An 18032-nucleotide genomic window follows, 5' to 3' on the forward strand; every position below is an offset into this window, starting at 1 on the left:
TATCTTTTCTATACATTGCCATTGGGTGTCGGTTAAATCACTTAGGTAAGTCATAAGTCTGCAAACTTTTCTTACCCAACAACCGGCACCTACTTTTCTATTCAACTAAATCAAAACAGCCTCTAAGAGTTGCTGCTTTTTTTTTGCTATAAGAGCCTGAAGATTAGAATAATGATAGTGGGAAGAGATGCCCTTGTGAAGAGGAGCAGGAAACGGTGTCGGGCATTGGTCTAGGAAAATGAATTGTTCGACAGTATTCTAAAGCTATATATATAATATGTGTAAACATTAATATCTAATATTCTAAAACATACTTAGATTGATTAAGCTAAAACGGGGAAATAGCTGCTCCCTCAATTCTTTCCTTCAACTTAATTCTAATTATCTATGAAAAGAAATTACCTTATTAGGGTGATTGCCCTGTTGCTGTTCATGGCTCCTTTTGCCTTGTTCGGGCAAACGTTGGTGCGCGGTACAGTAACCGACTTTGGGTCTGGAGTACCCTTACCGGGCGTAAGTGTGGTGGTAGTGGGCACCACCACCGGCACCTCCACCGATGCGGACGGGAATTACAGCATCCAGCTTCCCTCCAGCACCGGCAGACTCACCTTCTCCTTTCTGGGTTATGTGCCGCAGACAATCAATATTACCCCAGCCGTAACCGAGTTGCCGGTGCAGTTGAAGGAAAGTACAACTAATTTACAAGAGGTAGTAGTAACAGGATTGGCAACCACTGTGAAGCGGGCCAACGCTGCCAACGCTGTATCTACGATCAACACAAGAGAAATTACAGGAATCACAACGCCACAGACGATAGATGCCGCCATCAGCGGAAAGCTGGTAGGGGCAAATGTGGTGTCTAACTCCGGGGCGCCGGGCGGCGGTATCGCCATGAAGCTGCGCGGCATTACCTCAGTGTTTGGCAACGCGCAGCCGCTGTATGTAGTGGACGGTATTATTGTGGATAACTCTTCTGTTTCCTCTGGTCTGAATGCCATCACGGCTGCCGGCGGTGGTGGAAACACGTCTACCCAGGACAATGCCTCTAACCGTATTGCCGACCTGAACCCGGACGATATTGAGAGCATTGAGGTGCTGAAAGGTGCCTCGGCTGCTGCTATATATGGTTCCCTGGCTTCAGCAGGTGTGGTCATCATCACCACAAAGCGTGGCGCTGCCGGTAAAACGCTTGTTGACTTGTCGCAGGATGTAGGGGTGGCGCGTGTATCCAAGCTCTTGGGCATGCGTACCCTCACGGAGGAGCGAGTGGCTGCATCCTTTGGCCAAGCATCGGTGCCTGCCTTTATTGCGGCCCGCGATGCCGGCCGCCTGATAGACTATGAGGAGGAACTCTATGGCAACACCGGCATGCTTTACAGCACCCGCCTCAACGTGAGTGGAGGTGCCGAGAAAACCCGCTTCTTTGTTGGCGGCCTGATACAGGATGAGGAAGGAATTGTGAAGAACACAGGTTATGAGAAAAAATCGCTCCGCTTTAACCTGGACCACACCCTCTCTAACCGCTTTGACTTTAGCCTGAGCACCAATTACATCAACTCTTCCGCTGACCGTGGCTTAACAAATAACGACAACGCAGGTGTTTCTTTCGGTGTGGCGATGTCGTCTACTCCGAGTTTTGTAAATCTGTTCCCGGACGAAAGCGGCCTGTACCCGAACAACCCCTTCGGAGCTTCTAACTTTCTGCAAACCCGCGACCTGATCACCAACAATGAAACCACGAACCGCTTTTTAGGGGGCCTAACCATGAACGCCTACCTGCAGGAGAGTGAGGTGAGCAACACAAAACTGGTTATTCGTGCCGGCCTCGACTTTTATAACCTCACAACAAGCGCTATTTTCCCACGCCTGCTGCAGTTCCAGTCAAACGGTAACGGAACGGGCGGTGCCGTTCTGAGGGGTAATAACTATAACTTAAACACCAACTACGCCGGATTTCTGGTGAACACCCTGAACCTGGCGGATAACAGCTTGTTTCTGACCACCACGGCAGGTGCTACCCGCGAGAACTTTAACCGTGACCAGGTGCTGAACGTGGCGACACAACTGATTGGTACACAAACAAACCTGGACCAGGCAGGTGCCGTGGAGGTAGACCAGACAGTAGCCACAGAACGCAACAAAGGCCTTTTCTTTCAGGAGGAGGTAAACTTCCGCGACCAGATTATCGCCACTGCAGGCCTGCGCCTCGACAAATCATCCAACAATGCCGAGTCAAATGAATTCCAGGCTTTCCCTAAGTTCTAGCTTGCTGTGAACCTGGCCAACTTTGACTTCTGGAGCCTGGAGGCCCTGAACTTATTTAAGCTGCGTGCGGCATACGGTGAGTCTGGCGGTTTCCCGCCGTTTGGGTCTAAATACACATCTTTCTCTCCCTTCAACATTGGAGGTAACCCCGGTTTGATTGTGGCCTTGCAGCGTGGCAACGAAAACATAAAGCAGGAACGGCAGAAGGAATTGGAGGCAGGTATAGACATTGCGCTTTTCCAGAACAAAGTTGTGTTTGAGGCAACGGCTTATAATAAAACAGTGTCTGACCTGATACTGATACAGAATGTGCCTGCCTCTTCCGGCTTCACCACCCAGGTGGTAAACGGCGGGGAACTGCGCAACCGGGGCATAGAACTGGCCCTGAGCACCACACCATTTGAAACGCCTTCCTTTAAATGGGATTCCAGAACCAGCTACTGGATAAACCGGTCAGAGATTACGGAGCTGAATGTGCCTGCCTTTCCACTGGGTGCTTTTGGTAGTACACTGGGTACTTTCTTTATTGAAGAAGGAAAGTCAGCCACGCAGATTGTGGGTATAAAGGAAGGAGAGGAGGGCCCGGTGAAACTGGGAGATGCAACCCCTGACTTCCAGATGAACTTCCACAACTTTTTCACCATCAAGCAGAACCTGACATTCTCTTTCCTGCTGCACTGGAAGCAGGGCGGCGATAATATTAACCTGACACAGTTGCTTACAGACCTCGGCGGCACCTCCTTCGACTATGACGACGATGAGGATGGTGACGGCACAACAAATGCAGCAGAGCGCATCAACCAACTAGGCGTAAGTGCAGAGCCTTTTGTGCAGGACGCCTCTTACCTGCGCCTGCGCGAGATTGGCATGTACTATAGCCTGCCGGTGCCACTGCTTCAAACAGCTTTCGGAAATACAGTGCGCCAAATCCGAATCGGAGTATCAGGAAACAACCTGTTTACCTTTACCGGCTACGACAGCTACGACCCGGAAGTATCTAACTTTGGTGGCAACGGCCTCTCGACAGGTGTGGACGTAACACCTTTCCCGAACTCAAGGCGTTATTTCTTCCATTTTTCCATTGGTTTCTAATTTAATGAGATAATTCAGATGAAAACATATATAAAGCAATTGAAATACAAGCCACTTATTGGTTTAGTAGCCATTGGTCTGATGTTGTCTTCCTGCGGGATAGAAGATATTCCGGACCCTAACAACCCCACCATCGAGTCGGTGCTGGAGAATGCCACAGTGGATGACCTGAATAACCTGGTGGTGGGCACGGAATCCGGTATGCGCAACTCACTGGGCACCTATTATGATAATGTGGGCGTAGTTGGGCGCGAGCATTACCGTTTCTCCGGCGCTGAACCCCGCTTCACGTCTGACTTACTGGGAGCTGGCAGCGCCACCCTTGATAACAGCACCTTTTATACAAGTAACCCATGGGGTGCCCGCTACCGGGTGGTGAAGAACACGAACATCCTGATAGCCTCTGTTAACAATACAGAATTAGTTTCAGAAGAGCAGCGGCAGGCATACTTAGGTTTTGCCAAGACCATAAAGGCATACCAATTGCTCCTGAACCTGACGATGACGAACGAGAACGGGATTCGGTTTGATGTGGATGATATCAATAACCTGGGGCCTGTCGTTGCTGATCCGCAGGAGGCCCTGACACAGATTGCGGCGATGCTGGACGAAGCGGCTGCGCACCTGCAGGATGCAGGTAGTACTTTCCCTTTCTCTCTCTCCCAAGGCTTTGAAGGATACAATACTCCGGAAGGCTTCCGGATGTTTAACAGGGCTTTGGCTGCCCGTGTGGCGGTGTACCGGGAGAATTATGCTGAGGCGCTGACGCTGCTGGAGGAATCTTTCCTCGACCTGGACGGCAGCTTTACCGAAGGGGTATACTATGTGTTCAGCACCTCACCCGGTGACCAGCTCAACCCGCTGTACTATGCGGCCAATGCCACCGGTGAGGTTCGGATAGCGCACCCTGGCTTTGTCGCTGACGCTACCCCCGGTGATACCAGATTAACCAAAGTGTCGAAGCGTGATGCGCCGGCAACGCAGAGTAACCTGACAGGGGAGTATGATGTGGCCCTGTATACCACCAATACAGATCCGGTTCCGATTATCCGGAATGAGGAGCTTATCCTGATTTATGCAGAGGCAAAAATCCAGACAGGTGACTTGCAGGAAGCGGAGGAAGCGCTGAACATTATCAGGGAAGGCAGTGGTCTGCCGCCGTATGCGAGTGCTGTGACACAGGAGGCTTTAATTGATGAGATGCTGCGCCAGCGCCGTTACTCTCTGTATTTCGAAGGCCACCGCTGGGTAGACATGCGCCGCTACAACCGCTTAGACCAGTTGCCTATAGACAGGACCGGTGATGATGTATGGGTAAGCTTCCCGATTCCTATCTCAGAAGAGATTTAGCAAAGCATACCAGTCAAATAAAAAAGGAAGCCTCAAAAGGCTTCCTTTTTTATTTGAATTTAGTTATTTGTCTTTCCAGAAATGGCCGCAGTTATAGCAAATAAATTTGCGACTCCGGAAAGGCACCGGGAAGCCAAGCAGCAGATAACTGAGGGAAAATACGGTCTTGTTGTACTTCTCCTCGCTTACGTTGTCAGAACCGCAGTTGGGGCAGGTTCTGGCGGGTACATGCTCCTGCATGGGTGGGGCCATTTCCAGGTCATCGTCGTACAGGTATTCAGAGGTGCCACCATGTATTTTGGCCATGATAGCCTGTGCCTCTTCTGCGTCCTGCGCTGTTACTTTTAGCTTCACGCCTCCCACCGCCACAGAGTAAAACGGCTGTGCGCCCACAATATGCTCATCGCCTAAAAAGCAAAGAATGCCCTCTGCCTCCAGGCGGCCTTTTACGATATGAGCCTCCGTTACGTCATTAAATGTGGCAATGGTTACGAAGCGATCTGCCATTGAAGGGTGCGGTTAAAGATTATTGCTTCTTTGGGGGCAGGTCGAATGCCTCCGCTTCGTGTTCAAAGTGACCTTTGTGAGAAGCATCGCAGAAGGGTTTATTCTTGGAAAGACCACAGCGGCAGATGGATACCAGCTCGCGGCCACCCAAACCATAGGTGTTGCCGTTCTTGTCCACAATTTCAAAGTCGCCTTCTACACGCAGCGAGCCGTTGTTGTTTACGGTTATTTTTGTTTTTGCCATTTTAATTAATGTTTCAGTAGTAGAACAATGTCTGTAACAGCAGAATAATCACAAAGCTGTAAGCTACAGCTTCGGTTTTTAGCATGCTGCAGGAGTGTCATTAGGACCACCCGCAATCCGGGTACCTATAAGCAAATATAGTTAATTAGGCGGATAACTCTTAAGATGAAGGGCTGTTAAGGGTAATAAATGCAAAATCGGCCCTGAGTAGCAGACTCAGAGCCGATTTAAACCTGATGTAGTGATTTGATTATTGGTTACTGTATAGATAGCTATACGTTTCACTCTTTCCAGTAGGAGTCACTACCGTTTGTGTCAGCGGGTACCCCTGCTCATTATAAGTATAAGCGTAGGCATATTTATACGTCTTATTGCCGTTCTGTATCAGAGCCGAAGATGCAACAAGGTTATTAGGGCTACTGGCACTGCCGGGCTCAGCAAACTCGTGGAGTGGGTTTCGGTTTGTGTCGTAAGAATAAGTAGTGGTGGAGAATAAAATAGCTTTTCCTTTTCCATCAATCACATACTGCTTCTCTTCAGCGTAGTTGCCATTAGGTAGTATCTCATAGGTAGTGTATGACTTTTGAGTGGCTTCGGCTTCTTTCTTCTCGCCTTTGTCGTTGCTTACCTCGAAAAGAGACTTTTTTAGAAGGTTATTCTTTTCGTCATATTCAAAGGTAGCATAAGCGGTGTACTCTAACTTACCTCCATTGTGGTAAGCCATATCTGTTTTAGCCAAGAGGTCCTTGGAGTTATACGTGAATTTCTGCTCTGTTAGCAGCGCGTTGTCTGAAGCTGCATATATGGAGGCTTTTGTAAGTTTCCCGGTACCGTCGTACTCATACTTCTCAAAGGTTTCCGCTTCTCCGTTTTCTTTGTGGTAGTGATTTACCTGGCTAAGTTGTTTACCAGCAAAGCTATACGAAGTTACTTTTGAAGAGTCTGCCAGAATTTGCGAAAGCATTCCCTGTGTAAACTCTGGATTAACAGATTCCTGCTCATTTTTTTCGCAAGAACTTAGTGCTACCACACCACAGAAAAGTAGGGCTGGCATCAATCTGTTTTTCAATCTCATTTGGCTAAAAGTTTTATTGAAGAAATATCACCTGCCTATGCAAGTTTAGGTCAAAACGGGGCGATTGTAGTGGAAATTGCACTGGTATATAAAATAAACAAAAAGCAGCTCTTGGACTCAACTGCTTTTGAGAGTTTAACTTTTTGACGTAAAATGTCTTGTGTTATGTTTTAGGTTTGCGGAAAAAATGTTAAATATTATAATTTATATATTTAATGGGCATTGCTTTAGTTTAAGCTGGCACTCTGGGCAATATTCAGCAATTCATCCCCGGCATCAATATCATGCCGCAGCTCTTCTTTAAAGTTGATGGAAAGGCGCATTGCCTTCAGCCCTGGTACGCCTGGCAGTTCCTCTACATCCAGATACTCTATTTCCTCACAGATATAATTCTCCGATTGCAGAAACTCAATATAACGCTGGTATTCCTGCACTTCTTTCTGCTGTGTATACACAATGGCAATCTTACCGGGCTGCGTCAGGCGTTCTTCGGTGTCACGTACGGTTGCCTTGTCAATTCGCTTTTTGATAATCTCATAGCGTATGTTATTGGCGCCATCTACATCGAATTTTTTCTCATCCATTCTGAATCGTATTGAGATAGGGTCGCTGTGCACGAGTAGGAGCTGCGTAATTTCTAACGGAAGCTTTAGGTTAGCCCGCAGCTTATAAATGCGCCGGGCAATCTCGCAGGTGAGCATCAGTTGCCACAGGCGCATGTTCTTCAGGTAGATGGATTGGTAGTCGCCGTTGTTCAGCAGTGAGGCACCAATATAAATGTTATACTCCAGGCCATCCGTTTTGTATCGTTCGAAATAATGCGGAAAGATCTGCTGGGCTTTCTCCTCCTCCCGATCCAGAAAAGTAGAGATGGTCTCATTTATCATAAAAAGACTCTCCTCATACGCACGGCGCTTGTTATACACTGCCTTATAGGGATTGCTGATAGCAGCCTGGTATGCCTCTATTGCAGGGCGCGCTGCAGGTCGCTTCTTCAGGAAGTGGTCAAAAAGCGGCTCAATTTCAGATCGCAGGAAGTCCAGTACCAGCACCTCATCCCCTGAACCAAGCTCACTCAGGATATCCTGGGAGTACTTATCCATCTTATACACCAGCTCATCCAGAATAGAAAGCGGCAGGTTGTCCTTCACGGCGAGCACCACTTCTTTTGCCAGTACCAGCTGTTCTATCAGGTCACCTTGTATGGCCTTGTTGCGCTCAGTGGCAGATCCGCGGATATCAGAAGAGCCATAGAGCGGGTATATATCCCGGAACACGATGGGTTCAATCTCAGAACTCGCGTTGCGTTCCCTTTTATCCAGGAGGTTAACCGCTGCCTTTGTGAAGCGCCACTCCACAACAGGGTGAATGGCAGTATACTTTTCTTTGATGATGCTCTGAATATTGCTGCGCAACTCTTCCAGGCTGCGGTTCATGGCCAGTGCAAACAGGGGCAGTATCTCTTTAAGCCTGATCGTAGAGAGGGCATTCAGCTCTCCCGGTATGGGCGAGGCCAACTCCATCAGGCCAATGGTTTTGCCATCATATTCGAGTGGTGCTATAATCAGGTTCCGGATTCCTGACTCCATTAGTTTCTGTTCTACCTTGGTCGGGTTCGGAAACACGTTCAGGTCTTCTACCACAATGGTATTCCCTCTTTTAAGCACAGGCTCGTAAATAGAGTATTGCAGATCTGAGAGTACAATATCACAGTCCTGTGTCAGGATAAGGCCATTCCAGATTTTGCGGGCATAGGTGGTGTCAAACTCCTGTAGTGCCGGGCAGGAGGCAAAGCCAAGCTTTATGCCGGGCAGGCCGAAAAGAATGCGCATCTTCTGCTGCAGGTTCAGGAAGCCCTCTGTTGTGCTCACAGAGCCTCTGTCCAGCAGGTCGAAACGCAGCGCGGAAATAGTTTCCTCGTTAGTGACCTCCGTAAAGTCATACACGGCAAAGCCCGAAAACTCAAAGTTCTCCGGCGGGAGCTTCATCATCCAGAGATCAAGGTCATTGTAGCGGTTAATGAGGAAGTTGATCTCCTGTGTCGTCAGTTTTTTTATTTCACCCCTTGCCTTCACCTCCATAAACTTCAGGTCGATGCTGAGTTTATAGTGGCGCGGCAGACCTGTGAATTTATCCTTCACGATAAAAATAAAGGGAACATCAATGTTGAAATTGGCATTGTAAAACTTTTCCAGTATCAGGGTATACGCTGATAGCGTGAGCCGGAAAAGCAGCGTTTTCAGGTCCAGGTTTAGCTTATCAACGTAGTTGTCTCCTTCCAATAGCTTTAGCTCCTCCAGCTTTGGCGTAGCGTAAAAACTCTCAAAGCGGAAAGGTACAACCGCTGCCATCAACTCTTTTTCCCAGAGCGCACTCGGGAAAACATCCTCCATCAGTATGTCAACGGTATCCACGTACTGCTCTATAATGGCTGGGTCCTCTATAGGCCCTGCCAACTCGGGGGTGTTACGCAGCAGGTCTGCCAGTTCACGCACCCGTGCAGCGTTGCAGCTGGGGTCGTTTTGCTCTTTGTTCTCCCAGTACGTAATCAGAGGCGCCAGGCTGAGCGTTGTTTTAAACGGGAATCCATCCACACTCAGGAAGATATCATCCTGGCTTGAAATGGAAACTACCGTCTCATGGAAGCTGGCTTTATGATGTTTTGTTTTACTCATAGTTTACTTAATCTGTCGTAGCGGCGAGTGTGCTAAGGGGCGTTTTATTTCACCGCTTTTGGATAATAAACGAAGTTTATTTCCAAAAGATAGTACAATTACCGTTATGTCTGTTTTAAGTTTGAGTAAAGTTTGACTGATACTGTAAGAGTTAAGTAAGTGTAGGGGAAATATGCTTTGTATATTTGTGGCATAATATTTACGGGGATAAGCTGTTATAGTTTAAGCCAAAAAAGAACTACCTATGAAAAATGTCATGAAATGGATGCTGACGCTTTTATTCGCAACTGCAACACTGGGAGCCGCACAGGCACAATCGAAGGTAGAACAGGACCTGGATGAGTTGCGCGCCTGGATGCAACGCAGATCGGGCCAGGCAGACAGCACTCTCAGGAAAGAGTGGCCAAGTGTGAAGCAGGAGTTTAAGAGCCTGACTTCAGGCCTCAACCGAAACACACAAAGCCTGTCTGAGGAGTCCAGAGCAGAATATAACGACATAAAGCAGCGCTACGAAAGCTGGGAGGAACGCAACGAAAGCACTGCTGTGGACCTTGAAGGAAAGGAGTTGGAGCGATGGGAACGGGAACTAACCGGTACTACCAACATCAACCGGATTAAACCCGCTAAAATGCGCGATGCCTATGCCAGGCTATTGGAAAAGACGAGGGGGCAGCGCCGTAACTGGAGCCTTCGCGACTGGGAGTATGCTGATTTTGTGCTTGGGGAGCTGAACAGCCGCAAAGCAGAAGTGCTGCATCAGCTCAGCAACGGTGATAAAATTAAGATTGCCGCTTTACAGGTAGAGTTTGCATCCCTCAAAAGAAGCCGTGAAGCCAAAGACGCTTACGAGCACATGATTGAAAGCAAACGGTAAGGGTTAAAACAGTCCTAAAAAAAGCGAACGCCTGGCAGCATATATAGCTGTCAGGCGTTCGCTTTTTTTAGGACTGTTTATGATTAAATGGCATTTTGGCCTTTGGTGCCACCAGACTGGTCTTCACCAGAATTGCGCCCCTGGTCCGGGCTTTTATCCTGTTTTTTATCAGTAAGATGGCGGTTTTCTTTCAGGTCATCCGGGTTCTTTGGCTTTGCATCAGTTTGTTTATGTGCGTCTTGATTATGTCCTTTTGTCATAGCTTTCAGTTTTTGGTTTATACCTTTAAATGTACGGCCCTTAGGCCATGAGGTTAAGCTGAGGAGAGAGCCGGTGCGGGAATGTTGATAACCTCGTGGGGAACTTGTCGGAAACGGACCCACTTCGTCTGTTGAAAAAGCCGTACTTTTGCTTCCCGATTTTTACTATAACCACAGATTACCATGCATATTGCAATCGTCGGCAACATTGGCGCTGGCAAAACCACCCTGGCAACGAAACTATCCCAACATTTTAAATGGGATCTATACCTCGAGGCAGTGGAAAACAATCCTTACCTGAAGGACTTTTATGAGGATATGGAGCGCTGGGCTTTTCACCTGCAGGTGTACTTCCTGAACAGCCGCTTTAACCAGGTGCAGCAGATACAGGCGAAGGCTAATGATGTAATTCAGGATCGTACCATCTATGAGGATGCCTTTATATTTGCCAAAAACCTGCACCAGTCGGGCCTGATGAGTACCCGCGACTATGAGAACTACTTTTCGCTGTTCCAGTCCATGATCAGCATGGTAAAAGCCCCGGATCTGATGATTTACCTAAAAGCCGACCTGCCCAAACTTATCGGACAGATAGAGAAGCGGAACCGCGACTACGAGAGCAGCATCAGCATTAACTACCTCCGCAACCTGAACGAGCACTATAACACCTGGATGAGCAGTTACGACCAGGGGAAGCTGTTGGTAATTGATGTAAACAACATGGATTTTGTGGCTAATCCAGAAGATTTAGGTTCTATCATCGAGAAGATTCAGCGGGAACTTTTTGGCCTGTTTTAAGCCATTATAGCACTAAGGCTGTATACGATAATGGAAGAAAGGGAAAGGCTGCGGTTTTTCCCTTTCCTCGTTTCAGGCGGTTTTTGATGTCTCTTTTTCCTACCCTTGCTTCAGTGCCACCCGCAGGTTTGCCACCACCTCGATTTTTACTATCTTCATCGCTAAAACAACCCTAAAAACACTACATGAAACCACAGCATATACTTTTTGCTTCGGCCATGGCGGCAGCCACCTTTGGTTGCACCAGCACAACCACCGAATCAGGAGAAACCACGGAAGCAGTGCAAACAGGCGATAACCTGCAGCAGAAACTGGACATGTACACGAGCGTGCGGCTGACTGCTGACCTTGGCCACCTGAGTGCACAGGAAAAGCAGATGATTCCATTGCTGATTGAGGCGGCCGATATCATGAACAAGCTGTTCTTGTACGAAGCCTATGGGCAAAGAGACTCGCTGTTAACAGCTTTGGATAATGAGAACGCCAGGCGCTTTGTCAACATCAATTATGGCCCCTGGGACCGCCTGAACAACAACGAGCCCTTTATAGCCGGAGTTGGGCCAAAGCCCGAGGGAGCTAACTTCTACCCGCAGGACATGACAAAGGAGGAGTTTGAGCAGGCTAACCTCCCGGATAAAGATAGTCAGTATACGTTCCTGCGCCGCGATGCGAATGGGAATCTGACGACGGTGCCTTACCATGTGCAGTTTCAGGAAGAGGTGGAGCGCGCATCGGATCTATTAAAGCAGGCTGCTAACCTGGCAGAGGAACCTGGGCTGAAGAACTATCTGAACCTGCGGGCAGAGGCACTGCTCACAGATAATTACCAGCCGAGCGACCTGGCATGGATGGACATGAAGAACAACCGGATTGATGTGGTGATTGGACCAATCGAGACGTACGAGGATAAGCTTTTCGGTTACAAAGCCGCACACGAGGCTTATGTGCTGGTGAAGGACATGGAGTGGAGTGAGCGCCTGGAGAAGTATGCTGCTTTCCTGCCGGAACTACAGCGCGGCCTGCCGGTAGAGCCCAGGTTTAAGCAGGAAACGCCCGGCACCGACTCCGACCTGAACGCCTACGATGTGGTGTACTATGCCGGCGACAGCAATGCGGGCAGCAAAACCATCGCTATCAACCTGCCAAACGACGAGGAGGTGCAACTCCAGAAAGGAACCCGCCGCCTGCAACTGAAAAACGCCATGCGTGCAAAGTTCGACAAAATTATGGAGCCGATTACGGACGAGTTGATTGCAGAGGATCAGCAGCAGCACGTTACGTTTGATGCGTTCTTCGCCAATACCATGTTCCACGAAGTGGCGCACGGGTTGGGTATCAAGAACACTGTGAATGGCAAAGGCACTGTGCGGGAGGCGCTGAAAGAGCATGCCTCTGCACTGGAAGAGGGTAAAGCTGATATACTTGGCCTGTACATGATAACGCAGCTACACGAGAAAGGCGAGGTAGAAGGTAGCCTGGAAGATTATTATACCACCTTCTTGGCTGGTATTTTTCGTTCTGTTCGTTTTGGCGCGGCCAGTGCGCATGGTAAGGCGAATATGGTGCGCTTCAACTTCTTTCAGGAGAATGGCGCTTTTGAGCGTGACGAGCAGACAGGCCGGTACCGTGTAAATTATGTAAAAATGCGGGAGGCGATGAACAAGCTGTCAGAGAAGATACTGACCCTGCAAGGCACCGGAGATTACGCAGGCATAGGTGAGCTTCTGGATAAACAAGGTCAGGTAAGTTCTCAATTGCAAGCTGATTTAGATCGATTGGCTAAGGCGAACATACCAGTGGATATTGTCTTTGAACAAGGTACAGAAGTGCTGAGTCTTAATTAGTTATATATTATCTTTTAATATTTAAATACCTGTTTTAGTAGCTCAAGAAGGTTGCCGAAAATATCAAATAAAAATATATAGTTGCTGAATATTAGCTAACCGGCTATACCCTTTTGGTGTAGCCGGTTTATTTTTTAGTTAAGCTGCCGCTGATACTTTGCTTAGAGTGTTGAATTTCAGTTTGTTAACAACTTATTAAATCTTTAAGAGTATGTTATTCTTGGCAATAAATTGTAAATCAATGTTTTAAAAAAAATCAAGTTCAACCATGAAAAGCTTTTATGACTTTAACAGAAACAATCCAGAAGAGCGGATGGAACAGTACCAATTATTTCCTGAAATGGCTCTTTTTCATATAGCTCTCCGGGAAGAAATGGGAGAGGAAGAGTATTTGGAATTTTATCAGGCAGAAAAAGAAGCAGCCAAACGCATGGCACCAATTTTTCACCATAGTAACCGTGTATGGGCAACCGCATAAGCAAAATGACCGAAACAAAATAAGAGGCAAGCTGATTCAAACGGCTTGCCTCTTATTTTTAACACACATTTATTAGGCAGTTATAGTGGCTGCTACTTTTGTCTTTAGCTTCTTTATAGCTCCGGCACCCTTTACAAAGGCATAAATAAAGACGAGGTTCAGCAGCAGGCCGGATGCTGGAGAACTGCCGGTGCCGTTTTCAAGGACAGATAAAATGCATAGGAATGCAATATCGAAAGCGAGCAGCGCAATCATGGCGTAGACAGCGAACAGCGACAGGCGTTTAATTCCCCGCGAAAGCGACAGATATGCCACCCCCACAATAGCCGTTTCGTAACCAAAGCCCAGGTGCAGCAACAGCTCTGATTGGACGGACTCCGCAAGCAGCCCTCCCATTATGTTCAGGATGCCTAAGAAGAAGGCTAGTTGATAATTGTTTTTTACCTGCCTGCGCAGGTCCGTATCACTGCCATGCATGGGCATTCCATCAAGAGACAGAACCAGGTCCGGCTCTTTGCGGCGGTTCAGGCGCACAGATAACAAACGACCATCCGGCATTACATATACCTGCCCTTCTGCCAGCTCCTCCTTCATAGTAAAAGAGCTAACTTCCTGATCTTGAAGGCGGAGCGTGAAATGTCGCCAGTTGTGCTTCCAACTGGCTGTCAGGCACTGCTGCTTTTCATCGTCAAGGTAAAAATAGCGCTGTGGCATATTCTGGTAATTTTGGCTGGCCAACGCCACAATATAATATTTCTACGCAGCTTTCATAAACAGATCAGGGAAAAAATACAAAAAATTATACTTTCTCCAGTACGAGTGCTGCGCCCTCTTCTCCTACAAGGGAACCTATGGCAATGCCCATGCCACTGAGGCGAATGGCGCAGCTCACCCGTTCCGATACCTGCTGTACGAGAGTCGTCTTTTCGGCGCCCATGCCCATGATGCCGCTCCAGCGATGTTCAATTTCAAACGGCGTATCCGGTAGAATGACCTCACGCAGCAAATCTTCCAACTTGTGCTGTACCAGTCCTGTTAAACCGAACTCCATTGTTTCCTCCGTCCCGAAGTCTAAGTTTCGGCCCCCGCCAAACAATACACGGTTGCCGATGTTGCGGAAGTAGTAATAGCCTTTGTCGTAGTGGAAAGTGCCTTTAATCCTGAGGTGGGGGATAGGCTTTGTAATCAGTACCTGCGCCCGGGCCGGAACGATAGAAAGCTGTGGCAGCAGCTTTTGAGCAAAGCCGTTGGTGGCAACGAGGGCTGCACGCGCTTTTATTGTGATATCCTGTGTTGTGGTGGCCGTTACGTGCGTTTCTTCGTCCTGCAGTTCCTGCACCTCCAGGCCATTCAGCACCAATACGCCCAGCGCTTGTACCTTTTGCGTCAGGGCCAGAATCATTTTGCCTGTATCTATCTGGCCTTCGGCTGTGCTTTCTATCAGGTGACTTACCTGCTGAAAGCCGAAGGTGCTGATTTTGCTATCGGCTGAGCGGTAAATTTCTGGTTCGCCAATCAGGGATTGCAGTTGCTTGTTTAGGTAGGGGAGGCGTTCCATACACGCCTCATACAGGTCTGCCTGATGTGGCTCGAAGAGCTCATAGCCGCCCCAGCGGTGGTAATCAATGGCAGTGTCGCCCAGGTTATGGCGCAGGCGCTGCAGCCCTTTCCAGCGGCGTTCCACCAGGTTGAACACCGTCTCCTCCGAGTGATGCGCAAGGTCGTCCAACAGCTCGGAGGGGCTACCGAAGCAGGCAAACCCGGCATTTTTGGAACTGGCACCCGTCGGCAACAGGCCCCGCTCCACCACCATCACTTTTAACTGTGGCTGGGTGTTCTTCAGGTGCAGGGCAGCGTTAAGGCCAACAATGCCGCTGCCTACGATCAAGACATCAATGTTACTGAAGTAGGTGTCTTTTTCCCAGAAACTGAGTTGCATAGGCTATTCGTCTTCGCGGAAGTAAGGGTGGTTATAGTTACGGGCTGATGCTGCGTCCATTCGCTCAAAATGCGTCAGCATAATCTCACGCTCTCCTCTGTTCAGGCCTTTTACAAAATTACCTTCCGGCGTTTCGTAGATGGCGTAGTTATGCTCCCCGAAAGGGTACAGGTTGTTGCTTTTCAGGATGACGGCTTGCGTAAGGTCAACCTGCTGCCCGTCAGGGGTGGTTACAATGTATTTGCTCTTGCTCATTCGTTCTCTAAAATTTTTTTCAAGATAGCACTAATTTCATCGGGCTGGTGCAGCACCATCAAATGTTCGCCCCCAGGTACCTGTGTAAGGCCAGGTCTGTTATAGAGCGGCAGCACCCTGTCGGCAGTGCCATGGATGTGCACCAGCCCCGGCAGCACTTCCTCCTGTTGCCAGTCCAGCAACTGCCCCAACGACCAGCGCAGGAACAGTTCATCAATGTCCAGAATAACTTCTCTCAGAAGCTTTTTATTATGGCGGCTGTGCGCTCCAAAGAGCCAGGGCGCAAAAGGTAAAGCGCTTTGCAGTACTTTCAGCGGTACCCAATGGTGCAGCTTCGTTTTGCCTAATGCTCGGTAATACCACGGTAAAGCGTGGCGGGTAGCCAGGCTGGAGATGATGATGGTTTTACGTGGCTGCAGGACTTTAGCCAGTTCTATCGCTATTACACCGCCATACGATAGCCCGATGAGTATAGGATCAGGGTCTGTTATTTCCTGCTTCAGGCGCTGCACATAGTCTGGCAGGCTTTCCTTTACGTGCTTTGGTGGTATCCAGTCCACGTGTTGCTTCCTGTACTGTTCCGGCAGCTTCAGGGACCTGAACATGCGCCAGTCCGCCCCGAGGCCGCTGATAAGGTAAATGGTGCCCATGTGTGGCTATACGCAAGCTGATGCGGTTGCGTACCCCTTGCTGTTCTGGAATTATCCTGTAAACTCCAGCACATCATCTGCGTGGCTGTACACAGACCAGACACAAATAAAGTGCCGCTAGCAAAAAAGAGTAGAATGAAGCTGTTGAGAGGACAGGAGTTGCCGGTATAGTGGTAAGATTTAAATCGCTGCTATGTAGACTTTATAGATTTACCTCCAGCACTTCCTGAGCTTTGCTAATCGTATTTTTCTTATTGATGCCACGCTTTATGGCAGCATGGCTGGTGCTTGCGAAGTAGTAAAACCACCCTACAATGCCCATAAACTTAAACCCGTCTTCAAAAAGAAAGGCCAGCTCGCCAGTGCTGCTCTGTTCCTCAATTTCAATGAAGAGGGAGAGTGCATCTATGAAAACGGAAAGCCCAAAGAAACCGAGTGAAGATAGCAGAACCAGGTAAGAGGTTGTCCATATTATTTTTACAAAGCGGATTAGGAACAAAGCGATGAGGATAAGGTACGTAACCATGATATACCTCTCCCTGATTCCCAGAAGCGAAGGTATCTCACCTTCATGCAGCAGGAAAAGATCGTCCAGCAGAAGCATAGTAGTTAGCAAGCCGCCACAAAGCAGAAAATTTTTATAGGAATTCATGTTCCACCTTTTCAGCAGGGATACACTGAAAAGGCAAATAGAGGCAGTTGCACACCACAGTAAAATGCCTATGTTCGATATCATGCCATGATAAAAAGAACCCCCTGCCACAACTACCGCATCACGGGTGAGTTCGCTCATTTTTACATAGGGTTGTGCATATACTGCTATCATAACCAGTAGGGCGGGAGCATAAAAGTAGGAGGCTCTCAGCAATGATGAACTTTGAGAGGAGAGGGAGCGATAAAGCTTCATGATAGTGTAAAATTTTTCTGATTTTATCTTATACGCGATGTTAAAACAATGTTATTAAAAGTTTGTTTTTTGCATACAAAGCATTGTCGTTACACACATATCCTCCTTTATTTATTGCTGTCTTGCAGGGTTTTAGGTGTGCGGATACTACACCAGCCCCTGCTCCAATAATCTGCAACTTTACCTCTTTCTTACAAATCTGAAGTACTGATAAGTCTTAAGGCAGCCTGTCCGCTAAAAGCGTAAAACACAGCTTACCCTGCCCCTGATACTGCTGTGATACTTTCCCGCGCTTTTCAGAAATCAGATGGTCATCAGGATAAATCAGGAAAAAAATAAAGGTCCCATTCGTCTTAATTTAAACACAGTTCGCGGATATAATTCGGTAGTCTGTATAATACAGTAGTAATGTATGTAAAAGTACTATGCATAACAAAGTACCTTATACTATATTTGCAATAACAAAATGATGTTAAACATATAAAATTTACAACTATGAAAATTCTAGTTCTTCTTTACGCCGCATTTTTTGGTTTTGGTCTTGCTGTTCAGAACACAGTTCAAGTAGACGAGTCAGCCAAAGTAGTAATGAATCACACAGAAGCCACCACTCCTGAGTTGGAGCAGCCTGTTATGGATGTTTTGCTGGACACAGTGGAAATTACAGTGGCAACTCCTGCCGCTGTGGCTCTAAACTAAGTAATATGAGATAAATGCCAGGACAACAGACACAGGACTTACTGGGCTTGTTATGCCTTTGTTTATGTCTGTTGGCGGCATTGGTCTTGTCAGAAATGTTTTTCGGGTACATGCGTTCTA

18 protein-coding genes are annotated in these 18032 nt (G+C 47.9%); 8 read left to right on the forward strand and 10 right to left on the reverse strand.

Translation table 11 applies throughout. The annotated features are described in order from the left end of the window. Positions 1 to 387 precede the first annotated feature (387 nt). The 3 genes from DXT99_RS27365 to DXT99_RS19460 are packed head-to-tail and all read left to right on the forward strand — an operon-like array spanning position 388 to position 4707. A complete protein-coding gene (locus tag DXT99_RS27365) occupies positions 388 to 2265 on the forward strand; it encodes a carboxypeptidase-like regulatory domain-containing protein (protein ID WP_220273415.1) in 1878 nt (625 codons plus the stop codon). 6 nt (positions 2266 to 2271) lie between these two features. After that, positions 2272 to 3357, forward strand: coding sequence for a TonB-dependent receptor domain-containing protein (locus tag DXT99_RS27370; RefSeq protein ID WP_220273416.1), 1086 nt, complete (start codon positions 2272 to 2274; stop codon positions 3355 to 3357). A gap of 18 nt (positions 3358 to 3375) precedes the next feature. After that, positions 3376 to 4707, forward strand: a complete 1332-nt coding sequence (locus DXT99_RS19460) for a RagB/SusD family nutrient uptake outer membrane protein (protein ID WP_115567264.1) — start codon at positions 3376 to 3378, stop codon at positions 4705 to 4707. 63 nt (positions 4708 to 4770) lie between these two features. Here the strand turns inward: DXT99_RS19460 and DXT99_RS19465 are convergent, their stop codons facing one another. The 4 genes from DXT99_RS19465 to DXT99_RS19480 form a co-directional block, all read right to left on the reverse strand. Next, positions 4771 to 5214 carry a putative signal transducing protein gene (locus DXT99_RS19465; RefSeq protein ID WP_115567265.1) on the reverse strand — a complete coding sequence of 148 codons (444 nt, stop codon included), beginning with the start codon at positions 5212 to 5214 and terminating at the stop codon, positions 4771 to 4773. Between the two features lie 19 nt (positions 5215 to 5233). After that, positions 5234 to 5458: a CDGSH iron-sulfur domain-containing protein gene (locus DXT99_RS19470; RefSeq protein ID WP_115567266.1), complete on the reverse strand. Its 225-nt coding sequence runs from the start codon at positions 5456 to 5458 to the stop codon at positions 5234 to 5236. Positions 5459 to 5708: 250 nt separating this feature from the next. Further along, on the reverse strand, positions 5709 to 6512 hold the full coding sequence (locus DXT99_RS19475) for a hypothetical protein (RefSeq protein ID WP_147294256.1): 804 nt from the start codon (positions 6510 to 6512) through the stop codon (positions 5709 to 5711). Between the two features lie 248 nt (positions 6513 to 6760). After that, positions 6761 to 9208 carry a GAF domain-containing protein gene (locus tag DXT99_RS19480; protein ID WP_115567268.1) on the reverse strand — a complete coding sequence of 816 codons (2448 nt, stop codon included), beginning with the start codon at positions 9206 to 9208 and terminating at the stop codon, positions 6761 to 6763. 244 nt (positions 9209 to 9452) lie between these two features. On the opposite strand from DXT99_RS19480, the gene DXT99_RS19485 reads away from it, so the two are divergent. Then, a complete protein-coding gene (locus DXT99_RS19485; RefSeq protein ID WP_115567269.1) occupies positions 9453 to 10082 on the forward strand; it encodes a hypothetical protein in 630 nt (209 codons plus the stop codon). A gap of 83 nt (positions 10083 to 10165) precedes the next feature. On the opposite strand, the gene DXT99_RS27110 is transcribed toward DXT99_RS19485, so the two are convergent. Beyond that, entirely contained in the window at positions 10166 to 10342 is a 177-nt protein-coding gene (locus DXT99_RS27110; RefSeq protein WP_181885186.1) for a hypothetical protein, read from the reverse strand. Positions 10343 to 10525: 183 nt separating this feature from the next. Between DXT99_RS27110 and DXT99_RS19490 the strand changes: the two genes are divergently transcribed. The 3 genes from DXT99_RS19490 (at position 10526) to DXT99_RS19500 (ending at position 13462) form a co-directional block, all read left to right on the forward strand. Next, on the forward strand, positions 10526 to 11140 hold the full coding sequence (locus DXT99_RS19490) for a deoxynucleoside kinase (RefSeq protein WP_115567270.1): 615 nt from the start codon (positions 10526 to 10528) through the stop codon (positions 11138 to 11140). A 185-nt stretch (positions 11141 to 11325) separates the two neighbouring features. Further along, positions 11326 to 12984 carry a dipeptidyl-peptidase 3 family protein gene (locus DXT99_RS19495; RefSeq protein WP_115567271.1) on the forward strand — a complete coding sequence of 553 codons (1659 nt, stop codon included), beginning with the start codon at positions 11326 to 11328 and terminating at the stop codon, positions 12982 to 12984. 268 nt (positions 12985 to 13252) lie between these two features. Continuing rightward, positions 13253 to 13462, forward strand: coding sequence for a hypothetical protein (locus DXT99_RS19500; RefSeq protein ID WP_115567272.1), 210 nt, complete (start codon positions 13253 to 13255; stop codon positions 13460 to 13462). A gap of 72 nt (positions 13463 to 13534) precedes the next feature. Here DXT99_RS19500 and DXT99_RS19505 read toward each other — a convergent pair whose 3' ends face one another. The 5 genes from DXT99_RS19505 to DXT99_RS19525 all read right to left on the reverse strand — a co-directional run bounded on the left by DXT99_RS19505 (position 13535) and on the right by DXT99_RS19525 (position 17099). Then, positions 13535 to 14176, reverse strand: a complete 642-nt coding sequence (locus DXT99_RS19505) for a hypothetical protein (RefSeq protein ID WP_147294257.1) — start codon at positions 14174 to 14176, stop codon at positions 13535 to 13537. 85 nt (positions 14177 to 14261) lie between these two features. Next, positions 14262 to 15401, reverse strand: coding sequence for an NAD(P)/FAD-dependent oxidoreductase (locus tag DXT99_RS19510; protein ID WP_115567274.1), 1140 nt, complete (start codon positions 15399 to 15401; stop codon positions 14262 to 14264). Positions 15402 to 15404: 3 nt separating this feature from the next. Next, positions 15405 to 15656 carry a hypothetical protein gene (locus tag DXT99_RS19515; protein ID WP_115567275.1) on the reverse strand — a complete coding sequence of 84 codons (252 nt, stop codon included), beginning with the start codon at positions 15654 to 15656 and terminating at the stop codon, positions 15405 to 15407. Further along, positions 15653 to 16306 (reverse strand): alpha/beta hydrolase, encoded by a 654-nt coding sequence (locus DXT99_RS19520; protein WP_115567276.1) that lies wholly within the window; start codon positions 16304 to 16306, stop codon positions 15653 to 15655. Before DXT99_RS19520 ends, DXT99_RS19515 begins: the two co-directional genes overlap by 4 nt. A 202-nt stretch (positions 16307 to 16508) precedes the next feature. Continuing rightward, entirely contained in the window at positions 16509 to 17099 is a 591-nt protein-coding gene (locus DXT99_RS19525) for a hypothetical protein (protein WP_147294258.1), read from the reverse strand. 609 nt (positions 17100 to 17708) lie between these two features. Between DXT99_RS19525 and DXT99_RS19530 the strand changes: the two genes are divergently transcribed. Then, positions 17709 to 17912 carry a hypothetical protein gene (locus DXT99_RS19530; protein ID WP_115567278.1) on the forward strand — a complete coding sequence of 68 codons (204 nt, stop codon included), beginning with the start codon at positions 17709 to 17711 and terminating at the stop codon, positions 17910 to 17912. Positions 17913 to 18032 lie beyond the last annotated feature (120 nt).

Source organism: Pontibacter diazotrophicus (assembly GCF_003367245.1).
GTDB lineage: Bacteria > Bacteroidota > Bacteroidia > Cytophagales > Hymenobacteraceae > Pontibacter > Pontibacter diazotrophicus.

Coding starts and splice junctions, on each gene's coding strand:
- DXT99_RS27365 (WP_220273415.1), top strand. CDS start 388: ATGAAAAGAAATTACCTTATTAGGGTGATTGCCCTGTTGCTGTTCATG.
- DXT99_RS19460 (WP_115567264.1), top strand. CDS start 3,376: ATGAAAACATATATAAAGCAATTGAAATACAAGCCACTTATTGGTTTA.
- DXT99_RS19465 (WP_115567265.1), bottom strand. CDS start 5,214: ATGGCAGATCGCTTCGTAACCATTGCCACATTTAATGACGTAACGGAG.
- DXT99_RS19470 (WP_115567266.1), bottom strand. CDS start 5,458: ATGGCAAAAACAAAAATAACCGTAAACAACAACGGCTCGCTGCGTGTA.
- DXT99_RS19475 (WP_147294256.1), bottom strand. CDS start 6,512: ATGCCAGCCCTACTTTTCTGTGGTGTGGTAGCACTAAGTTCTTGCGAA.
- DXT99_RS19480 (WP_115567268.1), bottom strand. CDS start 9,208: ATGAGTAAAACAAAACATCATAAAGCCAGCTTCCATGAGACGGTAGTT.
- DXT99_RS19485 (WP_115567269.1), top strand. CDS start 9,453: ATGAAAAATGTCATGAAATGGATGCTGACGCTTTTATTCGCAACTGCA.
- DXT99_RS27110 (WP_181885186.1), bottom strand. CDS start 10,342: ATGACAAAAGGACATAATCAAGACGCACATAAACAAACTGATGCAAAG.
- DXT99_RS19490 (WP_115567270.1), top strand. CDS start 10,526: ATGCATATTGCAATCGTCGGCAACATTGGCGCTGGCAAAACCACCCTG.
- DXT99_RS19495 (WP_115567271.1), top strand. CDS start 11,326: ATGAAACCACAGCATATACTTTTTGCTTCGGCCATGGCGGCAGCCACC.
- DXT99_RS19500 (WP_115567272.1), top strand. CDS start 13,253: ATGAAAAGCTTTTATGACTTTAACAGAAACAATCCAGAAGAGCGGATG.
- DXT99_RS19505 (WP_147294257.1), bottom strand. CDS start 14,176: ATGCCACAGCGCTATTTTTACCTTGACGATGAAAAGCAGCAGTGCCTG.
- DXT99_RS19510 (WP_115567274.1), bottom strand. CDS start 15,401: ATGCAACTCAGTTTCTGGGAAAAAGACACCTACTTCAGTAACATTGAT.
- DXT99_RS19515 (WP_115567275.1), bottom strand. CDS start 15,656: ATGAGCAAGAGCAAATACATTGTAACCACCCCTGACGGGCAGCAGGTT.
- DXT99_RS19520 (WP_115567276.1), bottom strand. CDS start 16,306: ATGGGCACCATTTACCTTATCAGCGGCCTCGGGGCGGACTGGCGCATG.
- DXT99_RS19525 (WP_147294258.1), bottom strand. CDS start 17,099: ATGAGCGAACTCACCCGTGATGCGGTAGTTGTGGCAGGGGGTTCTTTT.
- DXT99_RS19530 (WP_115567278.1), top strand. CDS start 17,709: ATGAAAATTCTAGTTCTTCTTTACGCCGCATTTTTTGGTTTTGGTCTT.